At 56.6% G+C, this 15,303-nt stretch carries 15 protein-coding genes; 10 read left to right on the top strand and 5 right to left on the bottom strand.

Annotated elements, in window-relative coordinates; genetic code table 11:
* From AAH446_RS14775 to AAH446_RS14735, 9 genes are all read left to right on the top strand, one after another.
* Positions 1-948 carry a cytochrome d ubiquinol oxidase subunit II gene (locus AAH446_RS14775; protein ID WP_342907444.1) on the top strand — a complete coding sequence of 316 codons (948 nt, stop codon included), beginning with the start codon at positions 1-3 and terminating at the stop codon, positions 946-948.
* A 133-nt stretch (positions 949-1,081) separates the two neighbouring features.
* Positions 1,082-2,098, top strand: coding sequence for a sulfate ABC transporter substrate-binding protein (locus AAH446_RS14770; RefSeq protein WP_342907443.1), 1,017 nt, complete (start codon positions 1,082-1,084; stop codon positions 2,096-2,098).
* On the top strand, positions 2,098-2,931 hold the full coding sequence (gene cysT, locus AAH446_RS14765; protein ID WP_342907442.1) for a sulfate/thiosulfate ABC transporter permease CysT: 834 nt from the start codon (positions 2,098-2,100) through the stop codon (positions 2,929-2,931). The genes AAH446_RS14770 and cysT overlap by 1 nt, the downstream gene beginning before the upstream one ends.
* Positions 2,931-3,806, top strand: coding sequence for a sulfate/thiosulfate ABC transporter permease CysW (cysW, locus tag AAH446_RS14760; RefSeq protein WP_342907441.1), 876 nt, complete (start codon positions 2,931-2,933; stop codon positions 3,804-3,806). Before cysT ends, cysW begins: the two co-directional genes overlap by 1 nt.
* Complete coding sequence (gene cysA / locus AAH446_RS14755; protein WP_342907440.1) at positions 3,796-4,884, top strand: sulfate/thiosulfate ABC transporter ATP-binding protein CysA; 1,089 nt, start codon at positions 3,796-3,798, stop codon at positions 4,882-4,884. Before cysW ends, cysA begins: the two co-directional genes overlap by 11 nt.
* Before the next feature lie 213 nt (positions 4,885-5,097).
* A complete protein-coding gene (gene cysM / locus AAH446_RS14750; protein ID WP_342907439.1) occupies positions 5,098-5,973 on the top strand; it encodes a cysteine synthase CysM in 876 nt (291 codons plus the stop codon).
* 185 nt (positions 5,974-6,158) lie between these two features.
* Positions 6,159-6,839: a response regulator transcription factor gene (locus AAH446_RS14745; protein WP_342907438.1), complete on the top strand. Its 681-nt coding sequence runs from the start codon at positions 6,159-6,161 to the stop codon at positions 6,837-6,839.
* Positions 6,836-8,185, top strand: coding sequence for an ATP-binding protein (locus AAH446_RS14740; protein ID WP_342907437.1), 1,350 nt, complete (start codon positions 6,836-6,838; stop codon positions 8,183-8,185). Before AAH446_RS14745 ends, AAH446_RS14740 begins: the two co-directional genes overlap by 4 nt.
* A 59-nt stretch (positions 8,186-8,244) precedes the next feature.
* Positions 8,245-8,940 carry a GntR family transcriptional regulator gene (locus tag AAH446_RS14735; protein WP_342907436.1) on the top strand — a complete coding sequence of 232 codons (696 nt, stop codon included), beginning with the start codon at positions 8,245-8,247 and terminating at the stop codon, positions 8,938-8,940.
* A 63-nt stretch (positions 8,941-9,003) separates the two neighbouring features.
* On the opposite strand, the gene crr is transcribed toward AAH446_RS14735, so the two are convergent.
* The 5 genes from crr to cysZ form a co-directional block, all read right to left on the bottom strand.
* Positions 9,004-9,507 carry a PTS glucose transporter subunit IIA gene (gene crr, locus AAH446_RS14730; RefSeq protein WP_342907435.1) on the bottom strand — a complete coding sequence of 168 codons (504 nt, stop codon included), beginning with the start codon at positions 9,505-9,507 and terminating at the stop codon, positions 9,004-9,006.
* A gap of 43 nt (positions 9,508-9,550) precedes the next feature.
* Entirely contained in the window at positions 9,551-11,278 is a 1,728-nt protein-coding gene (gene ptsI, locus AAH446_RS14725; protein ID WP_342907434.1) for a phosphoenolpyruvate-protein phosphotransferase PtsI, read from the bottom strand.
* Positions 11,279-11,503: 225 nt separating this feature from the next.
* Positions 11,504-11,761, bottom strand: a complete 258-nt coding sequence (ptsH, locus tag AAH446_RS14720) for a phosphocarrier protein Hpr (RefSeq protein ID WP_034916267.1) — start codon at positions 11,759-11,761, stop codon at positions 11,504-11,506.
* A 393-nt stretch (positions 11,762-12,154) separates the two neighbouring features.
* Positions 12,155-13,126 (bottom strand): cysteine synthase A, encoded by a 972-nt coding sequence (gene cysK, locus AAH446_RS14715; RefSeq protein WP_342907433.1) that lies wholly within the window; start codon positions 13,124-13,126, stop codon positions 12,155-12,157.
* A 139-nt stretch (positions 13,127-13,265) separates the two neighbouring features.
* Complete coding sequence (gene cysZ / locus AAH446_RS14710) at positions 13,266-14,015, bottom strand: sulfate transporter CysZ (protein WP_342907432.1); 750 nt, start codon at positions 14,013-14,015, stop codon at positions 13,266-13,268.
* 219 nt (positions 14,016-14,234) lie between these two features.
* Between cysZ and zipA the strand changes: the two genes are divergently transcribed.
* A complete protein-coding gene (zipA, locus tag AAH446_RS14705) occupies positions 14,235-15,230 on the top strand; it encodes a cell division protein ZipA (protein ID WP_342907431.1) in 996 nt (331 codons plus the stop codon).
* The last annotated feature ends 73 nt before the right edge of the window (positions 15,231-15,303 follow it).

Below are 15,303 nucleotides of genomic sequence, written 5' to 3'. Positions count from 1 at the left end.
ATGCCCGATTTAATCAACCTCTCCGCCGCCGTGCTGGCTTTTTCACTGATAATGTACGTGCTGCTGGACGGTACCGATTTGGGCGTTGGCATGCTGTTCGCCTGGTTTCCTGAGGGGCGGGATCGCTACCATCTTTCCGCGACGATCCTGCCGGTATGGGACGCCAATGAGACCTGGCTTGTTCTGATGGCGGGCGGGCTGCTCGCGCTTTTCCCGGCCGCTTACGCCCAGCTTCTGACCGGGCTCTATCTGCCGCTCTTTGCCATGCTGCTGGCGCTGGTCGCCCGCGCCGTTGCGCTGGAGTATCGTAGCCAGGCGTCAACGCGTATGCAGCGGCGGCTGGATGTCCTTTTTATTATCGGATCGGTTCTCGCCAGCTTCCTGCAGGGGGCGCTGGCGGGCAGCATTCTGAGCGGTATTTCCTTCGGCAGCCCTTTCTCGTGGCTCACGCCATTCACTGTGTTAAGCGGCATCGCCACGATGGCGGCTTATCTTCTGGCGGGTTGCTGCTGGATACGCTGGCGGGTGGAAGGCGAAGTGGCAGAACGGTGCAGTCAGCTTGCCAGCCTCTTCCTGGTGCTGATGATTGTGCTGGTTATCGGTCTCTGTCTGCTTCTGCCCGGGCGCTTTCTGCTGGCCTGGCAGACGCCGCTGGGCAAAGCATTGCTGCTGCTGTCGGGACTGTTGATTATGGCGATCCCGCTTCTACTTCGCCGGGAGAAGCTCATCCTGCCGCTGCTGGCGGTGCTGCTGCTGCTGGTCTGCCTTTCGGGACTGGCGCTGGTGGCGATTTATCCCTGGCTTATTCCTGATGTTCTCAGCCTGGAAGAGGCGGCAGCGCTGCCCGCAACCCAGCATTTTGTGCTGGTGGGGCTGGGGCTGGTTATTCCGCTGACCCTGATTTACAACAGCTGGGCATTCTGGGTGTTGCGGGGGAGGATGAAGTGAGCTGCCGCAGGCTTATAGCGTTTTAAACTTCCAAATCACCAAACGGTATATAAAACCGTTACAGCTTTGCACGTCGTTATCCATAAACTGAACACTCTTCGGGCGTGAGCCGGTTTGGATTTCAGGGTGCATAATGGCGTTATTAACGGTGAAAAAAAAGGTAAGTGGAGTCGCTTTCTTGCTGCTGCTGGCCGGATCGGCGCAGGCCACCGAGCTGCTTAACAGCTCCTACGACGTTTCGCGGGAGCTCTTTGTCGCCCTTAACGCCCCGTTCATTAAGCAATGGGATGCTCAACACGGCGATGACAAGCTGACGATCAAACAGTCTCACGCCGGCTCTTCACGTCAGGCGCTGGCCATTTTGCAGGGGCTTAAGGCCGATGTGGTGACCTATAACCAGGTGACTGACGTCCAGATCCTGCACGATCGCGGTCAACTCATTCCGGCTGACTGGCAGCAGCGTTTGCCCAACAGCAGCTCTCCATTCTACTCCACCATGGCGTTCCTGGTACGCAAGGGTAACCCTAAAAACATTCACGACTGGCGTGACCTGGTTAAAAGCGACGTGAAGCTGGTTTTCCCTAACCCGAAAACCTCAGGCAACGGCCGCTACACCTATCTCGCCGCCTGGGGCGCAGCGGAGAAAGCCAACGGTCAGGATAAGGCTAAGACGCGACAGTTTATGGCCCAGTTCCTGAAGAACGTGCAGGTATTTGATACCGGCGGCCGCGGCGCCACAACCAGCTTCGTTGAACGCGGGCTGGGCGACGTGCTGATCAGCTTTGAGTCAGAAGTGAATAATATCCGCAACCAGTATGCGAAAGAAGGCTATGAAGTTATCGTGCCGGAAACCGATATCCTGGCGGAGTTCCCGGTGGCCTGGGTAGACAAAAACGTTGAGAAAAACGGCACCGAAAAAGCGGCAAAAGCGTACCTCAACTATCTCTACAGCCCGGCGGCGCAAAAAATCATTACGAGTTATTACTACAGGGTGAACAATCCTGAGCTGATGGCTCAGCAGCAGGATCGCTTCCCCAGGACCTCCCTTTTCCTTGTTAATGATGTCTTTGGCGGCTGGCCACAGGCGATGAAAACCCACTTTGCCAGCGGCGGTGAGCTGGACAAACTGTTAGCCAGCGGACGTCAGTAATGTTGTTGAGTAAAACGAAACGTGTCCTGCCCGGCTTTGGGCTGAGCCTCGGCAGCAGCCTGTTTTTCACCTGTCTGATCCTGCTGCTGCCGATTAGCGCGCTGTTAATGCAGCTTTCACAGATGACGCTGGCGCAGTACTGGGAAGTGGTGACCGCGCCGCAGATGATGGCGGCTTATGAAGTGACGCTGCTTGCCGCCGGTGCGGCCTCCCTGTTTAACGCTTTCTTCGGCATGCTGATGGCGTGGATCCTGACGCGCTACCGTTTTCCCGGACGGGCGCTGCTGGACGGGCTGATGGATCTGCCTTTTGCGCTGCCGACGGCGGTGGCGGGCCTGACGCTGGCTGGGCTGTTTTCCGTTAACGGCTGGTACGGTCAGTGGCTGGCGCAGTTTGATATTAAGGTCTCTTATACCTGGCTCGGCATCGCGGTGGCGATGGCGTTTACCAGCATTCCGTTTGTGGTGCGCACCGTGCAGCCTGTTCTGGAAGAGCTGGGACCGGAATATGAAGAGGCGGCGGAAACGCTGGGCGCTACGCCCTGGCAATCTTTTCGCCGCGTGGTGCTGCCTGAGGTAGCGCCGGCGCTGCTGGCGGGTACGGCACTCTCATTTACCCGCAGCCTCGGTGAATTTGGCGCGGTGATTTTTATCGCGGGCAATATCGCGTGGAAAACGGAGGTCACCTCCCTGATGATCTTTGTGAAGCTGCAGGAGTTTGACTATCCGGCAGCCAGCGCGATCGCCTCGGTGATCCTGGCCGCATCGCTGCTGCTGCTGTTTGCAATTAATACCCTACAGAGCCGCTTTGGCCGTCGTATTGGAGGTCATTAATGGCGGATGTAACGGCTTTTAACGGCGCCCGTCGCCAGCCGGTTAACTGGAGTAAATGGATTCTGATCGCCCTGGGCATGCTGATCTCGCTCGGCCTGCTGGTGGTGCCGCTGATCGCCATTTTCGCCAGCGCCTTTTCGGAGGGGCTGCTTGCCAGCCTCAGCAATATCAAAGATGGCGACATGCTGCACGCTATCTGGCTGACGGTGCTGATGGCGCTGATTACCGTACCGGTTAACCTGGTGTTCGGTACGCTGCTCGCCTGGCTGGTGACGCGTTTCGACTTCCCTGGCCGCCAGCTGCTGCTGACGCTGTTTGATATTCCTTTTGCCGTCTCGCCGGTAGTGGCGGGGCTGATGTATCTGCTGTTCTGGGGCGTTAACGGCCCGGCGGGCGGCTGGCTGGATGCTCAGGGCATACAGCTGATGTTTTCCTGGCCCGGCATGGCGCTGGTCACCATTTTTGTCACCTGTCCTTTTGTCGTCCGTGAGCTGGTGCCGGTGATGCTGAGCCAGGGCAGCAACGAGGATGAGGCGGCGGTGCTGCTTGGCGCATCGGGCTGGAAAATGTTCTGGCGCGTCACGCTACCGAATATTCGCTGGGCGCTGCTTTACGGACTGGTGCTGACCAACGCCCGCGCTATTGGTGAGTTCGGCGCGGTCTCAGTGGTGTCGGGATCGATACGCGGCGAAACTTATACGCTGCCGTTACAGGTTGAGTTACTCCATCAGGATTACAATACCGTTGGCGCATTTACCGCCGCCGCGCTGCTAACCCTGATGGCAATAGTCACGCTGTTTGTGAAAAGCGCAGTGCAGTGGCGGTTAGAACACCAGCACAAGCGTCTTGAACAGGAGGGGAATCATGAGCATTGAAATCAGTAACATTAACAAATCCTTTGGCCGTACTAAGGTACTGAACGATATTTCTCTGGATATCCCTTCCGGTCAGATGGTCGCGCTGCTTGGCCCTTCAGGATCGGGCAAAACCACGCTGCTGCGTATTATCGCCGGGCTGGAGAACCAGAACAGCGGCCGCCTCAGCTTTCACGGGAAAGACGTGACCCAGCTGCACGCCCGCGATCGTCAGGTTGGCTTTGTTTTCCAGCATTATGCGCTGTTCCGCCACATGACCGTTTTTGACAATATCGCCTTTGGCCTGACCGTGCTGCCCCGCCGTGAACGTCCACCGGTGGCCGTGATCAAACAGAAAGTGACGCAGCTGCTGGAAATGGTACAGCTGGGTCATCTGGCCAACCGCTTCCCGGCACAGCTCTCGGGCGGGCAGAAGCAGCGTGTGGCGCTGGCGCGCGCGCTGGCCGTAGAGCCACAGATATTGCTGCTGGATGAACCTTTTGGCGCCCTCGATGCCCAGGTACGTAAAGAGCTGCGTCGCTGGCTGCGTCAGCTTCACGAAGAGCTGAAGTTTACCAGCGTGTTCGTGACGCACGACCAGGAAGAGGCGATGGAAGTTGCCGATCGGGTCGTGGTTATGAGCGCGGGGAACATTGAACAGGTTGGTACGCCGGACGAGGTATTCCACGAGCCTGCAACCCGCTTTGTGCTGGAGTTCCTGGGAGAAGTAAACCGCTTTGATGCCGAGGTCCACGGCTCTCAGTTCCACGTCGGTGCACATCACTGGCCGCTGGGATACGCGCCTGCGCATCAGGGAGCCGTCGAGCTTTTCCTGCGTCCCTGGGAAATTGACGTAAGCCGCCAGAGTAGTCTGGAAACGCCTCTGCCGGTAGAAGTGCTGGAAGTCAGCCCTCGCGGTCACTACTGGCAGATCGTAGCGCAGCCCGCTGGCTGGGGCGATGAGCCTGTCACGGTGATTGTTGAGGGGACGAAAACCGCGCCCGTCCGCGGCGAGCGGCTGTTCCTGGGGCTACAGCAGGCCCGCCTCTACAAAGGCGAAACGCCGTTACGTCAGGTTGCCTTTGCGCAGAGCGCCTGATATTTTCGCTGCTAACGACGCCAGGCGTGCCTGGCCTCAGACCTGAGACAAACCCTGAACGGGGCAGAAAGTTAAGCGGCCTGCGCGACAGATGTTTTGCGCAGGCTGCTGGCTAAAACGCTTTGCCGCGCTGACCGGCTCAATAGCCGTTTCAAAGACTTTGTCAATTAACTGACCTTTAGCCAGCCATCCTGGCGCCTCCGGGAAAAAATCGTGACAACGCTTGAAGATACCATCGGTAATACTCCGCTGATTAAATTACAGCGCCTCGCGCCAGCGGGCAGCGAAATCTGGCTGAAGCTTGAGGGAAACAATCCCGCAGGCTCCGTGAAAGATCGTGCCGCGCTGTCGATGATCCAGCAGGCGGAAGGGCGGGGCGAAATCCGGCCAGGCGACCGGTTAATCGAGGCCACCAGCGGCAATACCGGCATTGCGCTGGCGATGATTGCCGCCATGAAGGGCTACAGGCTCAGATTGCTGATGCCGGAAAATATGAGCACGGAACGTCAGGCTGCTATGCGTGCCTACGGCGCGGAGCTGATTCTGGTCAGCCGTGAACAGGGAATGGAAGGCGCGCGCGATATGGCGCTGGCGATGGCCGTTCGGGGCGAAGGAAAGGTGCTCGATCAGTTCAATAATCCCGACAATCCCCTTGGGCACTATATGACCACCGGGCCGGAAATCTGGCAGCAGACGGCGGGACGGCTGACCCATTTTGTCTCAAGCATGGGCACCACCGGCACCATAACCGGCGTCGGTCGCTTTCTGAAAGAGCAGGGCGACAGCGTCGAAATCGTCGGGCTTCAGCCCTGCGAAGGCAGCAGCATTCCCGGGATCCGCCGCTGGTCCAGCGCCTATCTTCCCGGCATCTACCGGCCAGAACTGGTCGATCGCGTGATCGATATGTCGCAGCAGGAAGCGGAAGAGACCATGCGCAGCCTGGCGCAGCGGGAAGGCATATTCTGCGGCGTCAGCTCCGGCGGCGCCGTGGCGGGCGCGCTGCAAATTGCGCGGGCGCAGCCGGGAAGCATCGTGGTGGCGATCGTTTGCGATCGTGGCGATCGCTACCTTTCAACCGGCGTATATTAATCCTGTGCCGGCCCTGTCCGGCACGCTACTTCTTTTTCATCCCACCTCCCCGGATTTTCCCTTCTACCGGCAATCTGTTCGCTTTACTCTTTCTCCGGCAGCGGCACTGTAAGGATTGGGTAAAAATGGCTGCTATTGTGCCGCTGACGGGCGAAAATAGCGCCTGAATCACAGAGAGAGTCGGTATGAAAATTTTACTGGTCGATGACGATCTTGAGCTGGGCACCATGCTCAGCCAGTATCTGATTACTGAAGGGTTTGACGCCACGCTGGTCCTGAGCGGGAAAGCCGGTATTGAGGGCGCAATGTCTGGCCGCTACAGCGCGATGATCCTCGACATCATGCTGCCCGATATGAGCGGCATCGATGTGCTGCGCCAGGTGCGTCAGCAGGGCCGCCTGCCGGTTATCATGCTGACGGCGAAGGGAGACAATATCGACCGTGTTATCGGGCTGGAAATGGGCGCGGATGACTACGTGCCCAAGCCCTGCTACCCCCGGGAGCTGGTCGCCAGGCTTCGCGCCGTGCTGCGCCGGGTGGAAGAGCGCCCGGTCCCCGTGGACAGCATTGCGCTGGTCCGCTGGGGCGAACTGACGCTGAATCCGGCCACGCGCATCAGCGAATGGCAAGAGCAGCCCTTTGTGCTGACGGCGTCTGAATTTAACCTGCTCGATTTGCTGCTGCGTTCGCCCGATCGCGTCGTCTCCAAGGATGAGCTTTCAGAGCAGGGCCTCGGGCGCCCACGGGAAGCCTACGATCGCAGCGTGGACGTGCATATCAGCAACATTCGCCAGAAGCTGGCAGCGCTCACCGGCGATACCATTACCATTGAAACGGTGCGCAGCATCGGTTACCGCATCCGATGACCGCCGGCTTTCGTGGGTTACTGTTCTGGAAAATTCTGCTGGGTTTCTGGCTGACTTTTCTGATCATGAGCCAGCTTTTGTGGCTTGGTTTTACCTTCTACGGCAAGCATCATGAACCGCCTGAAAACCTAACCGCAAGGCGCATTGTTAATCTCCAGATGAGTTCGGCGGCGTCGGTGCTCAAAAATGACGGCCCGGCCGCGCTTGATGCCATGATGGCTGACTGGCCAGCCAGCGACCGTCGCTTTATCACCGTTGCAGCCGTTGATGCATCGCCCGATGAGCGGCCGCATAGCGCTTCTGCCAGCCTGGGTAGCGGTGAGCTTCCGGCGTCGGTAGTGGCATGGGTAAGCGGCGCTGACGGCAGGCAGTACCGGCTAACCTACGACGTCGGGCGCTTACTGGAAGAGAGCAAAATGCGGCGCGGCCCACAGCGTCACTTTCTTAACGTGCCCGAACCTATGCTGGTGATGGCGGGTTTCGGCGGTCTTCTGTTCAGCCTTTTTCTTGCCTGGAATCTGACGAGGCCGATGCGGCAGCTGCGCAACGGGTTTGATCGGGTAGCTAAAGGTGACCTCTCCGTGCGGCTTTTCCCCCAGATGCGCCGCCGGCATGATGAACTCTCGGCCATGGCGCAGGATTTTGATGCGATGGTTGAACGGCTCTCGGTACTGGTACGCGCGCGGGAAGAGCTGCTGCACGATGTTTCGCACGAGCTGCGTTCGCCGCTGGCGCGGTTGCAGCTGGCGACTGGCCTGGCGCGACAGACGCCAGCCTCGGTGAGCCAGTCGCTGGACAGGATTGATGAAGAGGCGCGGCGGCTCGATAAAATGATCGGGGAGCTGCTGACGCTCTCCCGTGCCGGGCAGGCGATCATACCGGGTGAGCGCTATTTCGATCTGCTCGGCCTGCTGGAAGCGGTTGCCAACGATGCGCGTTATGAAGCGCAGGTCCCGGGCGTGGATATCCTGCTGGATGCCGATATGAGCGCTGACTATACGGTGAAAGGGGATGCCGGGCTAATCCGCTCAGCGGTGGAAAATGTGGTGCGCAACGCGCTGCGTTTTTCGCTGCATGGACAGCAGGTGAAAATCAGCCTGCGTCAGGATAACGACTGGCTGATCCTGACCGTCAGCGACCGGGGACCGGGCGTCGATCCGGGAAAGCTGTCGAGCATTTTCGATCCTTTTGTCCGCGTCAATTCCCCGCTTTCCGGCAAGGGCTACGGTCTCGGTCTTTCTATTGTCCGAAAAGTTGTGCTGGCGCATAAAGGCGAGGTCGCGGCCCGGAATGGCCGGAGAGGAGGGCTGGTGCTGACGATTCGTCTGCCACACTGGGTAGTTTAGTGGCCCCACAGGGTGATATGATGGCGAGGTAATCGTTTGCAGTGATGTTGAGGTAAGGGATGAGTAAAGTTGCTACCAGTAAGCAACAGGAAGTACAGCGTATCGTCGAGGCACTCTCCATTGCCATTGCGCAACATCGTCTGAAGCCGGGCGTGCGCCTGATTGAAGCGCAAATTGTTGAGGTGCTGAACGCCAATCGTAACCACGTCCAGGCAGCCCTTCAGCGCATGGCGCTTCAGCATATTGTGACCATCGAACCTAACCGCGGCGCGATGGTTGCCCAGCCGGAAGCCCGGGAGGCGCGGGAAATTTTCGCCGCCCGCCGGGCGATTGAAAGCGAAATCATCGCCGCCATCACCCCCGAAAAAATAGCCGCGCATGCCGGGGCGCTCGAACAGCATCAGCAGCGTGAAAAAGCCGCGCTGGCCCGCAACGATCGCCGTGAACTGGTACCGCTCTTCAGCCAGTATCACCTCCTGCTGGCGGAGATCGCGGATAACAAAGTGCTGGGTGAAATCCTCGCAAACCTGATGGTACGTAGTTCCCTGATTGTGGCCCTTTACCAGCGTAACAATGTGCCTTCCTGCCAGTGTCAGGAGCACGGCGCTATCGTAGACGCGCTGAAAGCGGGGGAGAATAGCCGTGCGCAGCGACAAATGGTGGCCCATCTTGATGCGCTGGAACAGCAGCTCGATCTCAGCGATGCCTCCTCAGACTCCCTGAGCCTCAATCAGGCCCTTCAGTACCCGTCCTGAACATAGAACCATAAAAAAAGCCCCCCGATCGCTCAGGAGGCTTTTTGGAAGGTCTGTACCCGCTTACTTCTTGATGCGGATAACCGGCGTCTCGCCAACGGTAACGCTTCCTGTCAGCTTAACCAGCTCCTTGATCTCATCCATATTGGAGATGACCACGGGCGTCAGCGTCGATTTAGCTTTCTCTTCCAGCAGCGGCAGATCGAATTCGATGACCACGTCACCTTTCTTCACTTTCTGCCCTTCTTCTGCAATACGCTTGAAGCCTTCGCCTTTCAGCTCAACCGTATCAATGCCGAAGTGGACAAACAGCTCAATGCCGCTGTCAGACTCGATGGAAAACGCGTGATTAGTCTCGAAAATTTTACCGATGGTGCCATCGACCGGCGCTACCATTTTATTGCCAGTAGGTTTGATAGCGATACCATCGCCGACGATTTTCTCTGCAAACACCACATCCGGCACGTCTTCGATATTGACGATTTCACCGGACAGCGGCGCTATGATCTCGATGGCGCCAGTTGTGCTATCTGACTTATCGCCAAAAAGTTTTGAAAACAAACCCATGATCTTCTCCTAAGCAGTAATATTGGGCCAGCGTCTCCAGGCCTCAGCAGAGTGTTTTTTCTTCAATGAACTTGTTGACCAGGTTCATCAACTCGTCCGCTGTCGGTTGAGCCAGAGCCTGCTCTGCTAACGCCTTCGCATCTTCAAAATTCGTGTTACGAATGATTTTCTTAATGCGCGGGATAGAAATGGCACTCATGCTGAATTCATCCAGCCCCATTCCCAATAAGAGTAGTGTAGCACGTTCATCGCCTGCCAGCTCACCACACATGCCAGTCCATTTACCTTCAGCATGAGATGCATCAATGACCTGCTTGATAAGCGTCAGGACGGAAGGGGTCATCGGGTTGTACAGATGGGAGATCAAATCGTTACCGCGATCGACCGCCAGCGTGTACTGCGTCAGGTCGTTAGTCCCGATACTGAAGAAATCCACTTCTTTCGCCAGGTGATGAGCAATCGCTGCTGAAGCTGGCGTTTCCACCATAATTCCCACTTCAATGCTTTCATCAAAGGCTTTGCCTTCTTCACGCAGCTGGGCTTTCAGCGTTTCCAGTTCTGCTTTCAGCGTACGCACTTCTTCCACGGAGATGATCATCGGGAACATGATACGCAGCTTGCCGAAGGCGGAAGCGCGCAGAATCGCGCGAAGCTGGGCATGCAGGATTTCCGGACGGTCCATAGCGATACGGATGGCGCGCCAGCCAAGGAACGGGTTCTCTTCCTTCGGCAGGTTCATATACGGCAGATCTTTATCGCCACCGATATCCATCGTACGCACAATCACCGCCTGAGCGCCGACGGCTTCCGCAACGGCTTTATAGGCCTGGAACTGTTCTTCTTCAGACGGCAGCGAATCGCGGTCCATAAAGAGGAATTCGGTACGGTAGAGGCCGACGCCTTCCGCGCCGTTGCGCTCTCCGCCAGCAACGTCACGCACGGTACCGATGTTGGCGCAGACTTCCACCTGATGGCCGTCAAGCGTGATGGCAGGGAGGTCTTTCAGCTTGGCAAGATCGTTTTTCTCGGTCACGTACTGATGATGAATCGCCTTAAGCGCTTCAATCTCTTCCGGCGTCGGGTTAACGTAAATTTTATTGTTCACGCCGTCCAGAATCAGGTAGTCGCCGTTTTTCACCAGCGAGGTCACGTTACCGGTGCCCACGATAGCAGGCAGTTCAAGCGAGCGCGCCATGATGGAGGTGTGCGAGGTACGGCCGCCTAAATCGGTGATAAAGCCCAGCACCTTGTCGAGGTTCAGCTGAGCGGTTTCTGACGGCGTCAGATCCTTTGCAACCAGCAGCACTTCATCAGCGATAGCGCTGAGGTCGACAATGTGCAGACCGAGAATGTTTTGCAGTAAACGCTTACCGATATCGCGCACGTCGGCGGCACGCTCTTTCAGGTATTCATCGTCCAGCTCTTCAAGCGCTTTCGCCTGGCCTTCGATGACTGAGTAAGCGGCGGCGTCTGCAGAGGCCAAATCCTCTTTAATCAGGGCTATGATTTCCTGCTCAAGCTCTTCATCTTCCAGCAGCATAATATGCCCTTCGAAGATGGCTTCTTTTTCTTCACCGAAGGTTTCTCCGGCTTTGATTTTGATCGCTTCCAGCTGCGTGGCGGCCTTGCTACGACCATCAAGAAAGCGCTGAACTTCCTGCTCCACCTGGTCGGCAGAAATTTTTTTCCGGTTGATAACTATCTCATCTTCTTTCAGCAAAAGCGCTTTGCCAAAGGCGATACCCGGTGATGCTAAAATTCCTGAAATCATAACCCTACCTTTTTAATATCTGATCATCACCTGAGGCGATCGATCCGGAAACTGTCGGCTCATCTACGCCGTGAGCCGGGTAGATCAGGCCTGCATATCGACGTTTATTGCTAATGTCTGTGATCGGTGAGGTACTTTACGAAAGCAACAACGCGGACGTGCTGTCCGCGATCAATATGTTTGCACTAATTTTGCCGGATACACCGACATGCACGACCGATATGCTTACTCGAGTTCGGCCATCAGCTTAACCAGGTGCTCAACGGCTTTCTGCTCGTCTTCACCTTCAGCAGACAGCGTTACCACAGTACCCTGCGTCAGGCCGAGAGTCTGCAACTTAAACAGGCTTTTAGCGCTGGCGGATTTGCCGTTAGAGGTCACGGTGATTTCAGAGGCGAACGCTTTAGCTTCTTTAACGAACTGAGCTGCAGGACGGGTATGAAGGCCGTTAGGCGCGGTGATGGTAACTTCTTGCTGGAACATTATGTTTCCCCAACTTAATTTGATGTGATGTTATTGGCCTAAAGTCTAGCCTGGAGGCATAACTTTAGCCTGGATATGTCGCGCTGGCCTGCGTACGAGAACGCGCCAAAAAATGCGCTGGTAAGGGCTGGGAGTGGGCGTTGCTAAATTGACGCCTCAAGCTACGGCACTCCTGTCCCATTATGCCGCTAATCTGGCCGCTGCGCCAAATCTGTAAATCGATTCAGCTTGATCCAGTTCACGCGGCCATTAATTTTGCGGATCGAAATAATTGGTTGCTTAGATACCAGACACGCGAGGGTAAAATCAATCTACCGCGAGGCAAAACTTTGATGTACTCCACAAAAAAGCACCCATTTGGGTGCTTTTTTAGACAAATACGCACCAGCGGTATCACTGCTGTAGTTCTTTCTCGGTAAACAAGTCAGCGAACAGGGCAGTACTAAGGTAGCGCTCACCGGAAGAAGGCAGAACGACCACAATGGTCTTATTGGCGAAGGCTTCTTCTTCCTGAAGCTTGATAGCTGCCGCAACGGCGGCGCCAGAAGAGATACCCGCCAGGATGCCTTCCTCTTCCATCAAGCGACGGGCGGTTGAAATCGCTTCGTCATTAGTGATCGCCACGACGCGGTCAATCAGGCTCAGCTCAAGGTTGTCAGGAATAAAGCCTGCGCCGATACCCTGAATTTTGTGCGGGCCTGGCTTGATCTCTTCACCGGCCAGCGCCTGCGCAATGACCGGGGAGTCCGTAGGCTCAACCGCGACCGTAATCAGATCCTTTTTGCCTTTGGTATTCTTGATATAGCGGCTGACGCCGGTCAGCGTACCGCCCGTGCCGACGCCGGAGATAAACACATCCACTTCGCCATCGGTGTCTTCCCAGATTTCCGGGCCAGTGGTTTTCTCATGGATTTCCGGGTTAGCCGGATTGCTGAACTGCTGTAACAGAACGGAGTTATCGGGATTGGCTGCGACAATCTCTTCCGCTTTGGCGATGGCACCTTTCATCCCTTTCGGGCCTTCGGTCAAAATCAGATTTGCGCCAAGCGCTTTTAACAGCTTGCGGCGTTCCACGCTCATCGTTTCTGGCATGGTCAGGGTCAGCTTATAACCGCGGGCGGCAGCCACATAGGCCAGCGCAATGCCGGTATTGCCGCTGGTCGGCTCAACCAGTTCCATGCCGGGTTTCAGAATGCCGCGCTTCTCCGCATCCCAAATCATATTGGCACCGATACGGCACTTCACGCTGAAACTGGGGTTGCGGGACTCCACTTTTGCCAGAATGCGCCCGTTACCGATGCGGTTCAGTCGAACCAGCGGCGTATGACCGATTGTTAACGAGTTGTCTTCATAAATCTTACTCATAGCCCGTCCTTAACTGTATGAAATTTGGGAAACCCTGAGAGCATACCCGGTTCATTTCCTCAAGGAAGTGAAGAAATCGTATATAGATATGTTATGCAGCAATAAGGGCGAAGTAAAAGGCATAAGCGCCTGACACCCATCATGACCGCGGGCGATAGCGGTCGACCCACATGGCCGTGGCCCCACAAACGGCGACCGGCATAATGGCAAGATTCAGAATAGGCACCATGGTAAACAGGCTGACCAGCGCCCCAAACTGCAAGTTGTCCGTTTTGTTCCGCTTCAGCGCCGAGCGCATCTGCGCAAAACTGACTTTGTGATTATCAAAGGGATAATCGCAGTACTGGATCGCCAGCATCCAGGCGCTGAACAGGAACCAGAGCACGGGAGCCACCGTCTGGCCGAAGCCGGGAATAAAATAGAGCACCAGCAGCACCAGCGCGCGGGGAAGATACCAGGCAAACTTTTGCCATTCACGTTTCATAATGCGGGGAACGTCTTTTACCATACCGGCCCAGCCGCCGTCCGGCAGCGGCACGCCGGTCAGTTTGGCTTCAAGCTGTTCCGCCAGCAGACCGCAAAACGGTGCGGCTATCCAGTTGGCCAGCGTCGAAAAAAAATAGCTGAAGACCAGCAGGATAGAGATGACCGTCAGCGGCCAGAGCAGATAGCTCAGCCACTGTAGCCAGTCGGGTACATGGGACATCAGCGCGGGCAGCCACTGCCCCAGCTGCCAGAATAACCAGATAAAGGCACCGCCCATCAGCAGGACATTTATCAGCAGTGGCATAATGACGAAACGGCGGATGCCGGGTAGGGTAACCAGCTTCCATCCCCGGGCAAAATAGTGGATACCGCTGCCTGAAGCATCAGAGTTTGGTGTTGCCATGAACAGATTCTCTCCTAAGTGTCACTGCGTCACGCGGTGGTTATCCGACTTTTAACGTAAACCGGACGCGTTTTGAATGAAAAAACAGCAAAAAACCGTGTTGTTACACGCTTATTTGTCAGAAAATAGTGCACGGACTTGCACTTGTTATCCAGGGCAAATACAGTTAGAGGATAAAGTTTGCCGCGGTGGCAAGGTATTGGAACAACAGAGAATACAATGATGCAGGATTTGCGTCTGATATTAATCGTTGTTGGCGCGATCGCCATAATAGCGCTTCTGCTTCACGGCCTGTGGACCAGCCGTAAAGAGCGCTCATCCGTTTTTCGCGATCGCCCCCACAAGCGTTTAAAACAGGATAGAGAAGAACCCCTTGATGACGCCGATGATGGCGTGGGCGAAGTGCGCGTACAGCAGTCTCGTGCGGATGTGGAAGAGGATGAAGGTCCCGCTTTTGGTGCCGCCCATCCTGATGACACGCCGCCGCGCCCGTCCAGACCTCGTGTTCAGCCGGAGCCGGTTCGCCATCAGGCGCCGCTGAACGAGTCACCGGAACTTGATCCGCTTTTCGGGGGTGAATTGCCCTCTGCGCCGGAACCTGAACCGGAAGCCGCGCCTGAACCCGTTCAGCGGCCGCAGCCGCAGGCACCACAGCCGCCAAAAGTGGTAGAGCGTGCATCAGCGCCGGAAGCCGCGCCGCAGCGCAGTGAGCCTCGCTTTGCACCGGAACCGGAAAGGGCAGAAGCAGCAGAAGCGCCGGCCGTGGAGCCAGCGCCAGCGCCTAAAGATCGACCAAAAGAAACCGTGCTGGTCCTGCACGTCGGCGCTCACGCAGGCGGCGAACTGAACGGCGAAGCGCTGCTGCAGGGCGTACTTCAGGCGGGCTTCCAGTTTGGCGAAATGAATATCTTCCATCGCCACCTCAGCCCAGCCGGCAGCGGTCCGGTGCTGTTCAGCCTGGCGAATATGGTTAAACCCGGTTCCTTCAATCCGGACAACATGGCCGATTTCTCAACGCCAGGCGTCTCCATATTTATGATGGTGCCTTCTTACGGGGATCCGAATCAGAACTTTAAGCTGATGCTGCAGTCCGCCCAGCGCATTGCTGACGATGTGGGTGGCGTGGTCCTTGATGATGAGCGCCGTATGATGACGCCGCAGAAGCTGGAAACGTACAAAAACCGCATCCGTGATGTGATTGAGGCTAACGCCTGATTCAGCCGGAAGGCGGGCAGGAAGCCTGAATTATCCGTATTCTGAAACCCCCGCTCGCCGGGGGTTTTTTATC

It is taken from the genome of Erwinia psychrophila (genome assembly GCF_039023475.1).
GTDB lineage: Bacteria > Pseudomonadota > Gammaproteobacteria > Enterobacterales > Enterobacteriaceae > Erwinia.
The sequence above is the reverse complement of the archived record's forward strand: the minus strand, read 5'-3'. Positions and strand labels throughout refer to the sequence as shown.

Bases quoted from the DNA above. Each gene is read 5' to 3' on its own strand.
- AAH446_RS14775 (WP_342907444.1), top strand. From the start codon at position 1: ATGCCCGATTTAATCAACCTCTCCGCCGCCGTGCTGGCTTTTTCACTG.
- AAH446_RS14770 (WP_342907443.1), top strand. From the start codon at position 1,082: ATGGCGTTATTAACGGTGAAAAAAAAGGTAAGTGGAGTCGCTTTCTTG.
- cysT (WP_342907442.1), top strand. From the start codon at position 2,098: ATGTTGTTGAGTAAAACGAAACGTGTCCTGCCCGGCTTTGGGCTGAGC.
- cysW (WP_342907441.1), top strand. From the start codon at position 2,931: ATGGCGGATGTAACGGCTTTTAACGGCGCCCGTCGCCAGCCGGTTAAC.
- cysA (WP_342907440.1), top strand. From the start codon at position 3,796: ATGAGCATTGAAATCAGTAACATTAACAAATCCTTTGGCCGTACTAAG.
- AAH446_RS14745 (WP_342907438.1), top strand. From the start codon at position 6,159: ATGAAAATTTTACTGGTCGATGACGATCTTGAGCTGGGCACCATGCTC.
- AAH446_RS14740 (WP_342907437.1), top strand. From the start codon at position 6,836: ATGACCGCCGGCTTTCGTGGGTTACTGTTCTGGAAAATTCTGCTGGGT.
- AAH446_RS14735 (WP_342907436.1), top strand. From the start codon at position 8,245: ATGAGTAAAGTTGCTACCAGTAAGCAACAGGAAGTACAGCGTATCGTC.
- crr (WP_342907435.1), bottom strand. From the start codon at position 9,507: ATGGGTTTGTTTTCAAAACTTTTTGGCGATAAGTCAGATAGCACAACT.
- ptsI (WP_342907434.1), bottom strand. From the start codon at position 11,278: ATGATTTCAGGAATTTTAGCATCACCGGGTATCGCCTTTGGCAAAGCG.
- ptsH (WP_034916267.1), bottom strand. From the start codon at position 11,761: ATGTTCCAGCAAGAAGTTACCATCACCGCGCCTAACGGCCTTCATACC.
- cysK (WP_342907433.1), bottom strand. From the start codon at position 13,126: ATGAGTAAGATTTATGAAGACAACTCGTTAACAATCGGTCATACGCCG.
- cysZ (WP_342907432.1), bottom strand. From the start codon at position 14,015: ATGGCAACACCAAACTCTGATGCTTCAGGCAGCGGTATCCACTATTTT.
- zipA (WP_342907431.1), top strand. From the start codon at position 14,235: ATGATGCAGGATTTGCGTCTGATATTAATCGTTGTTGGCGCGATCGCC.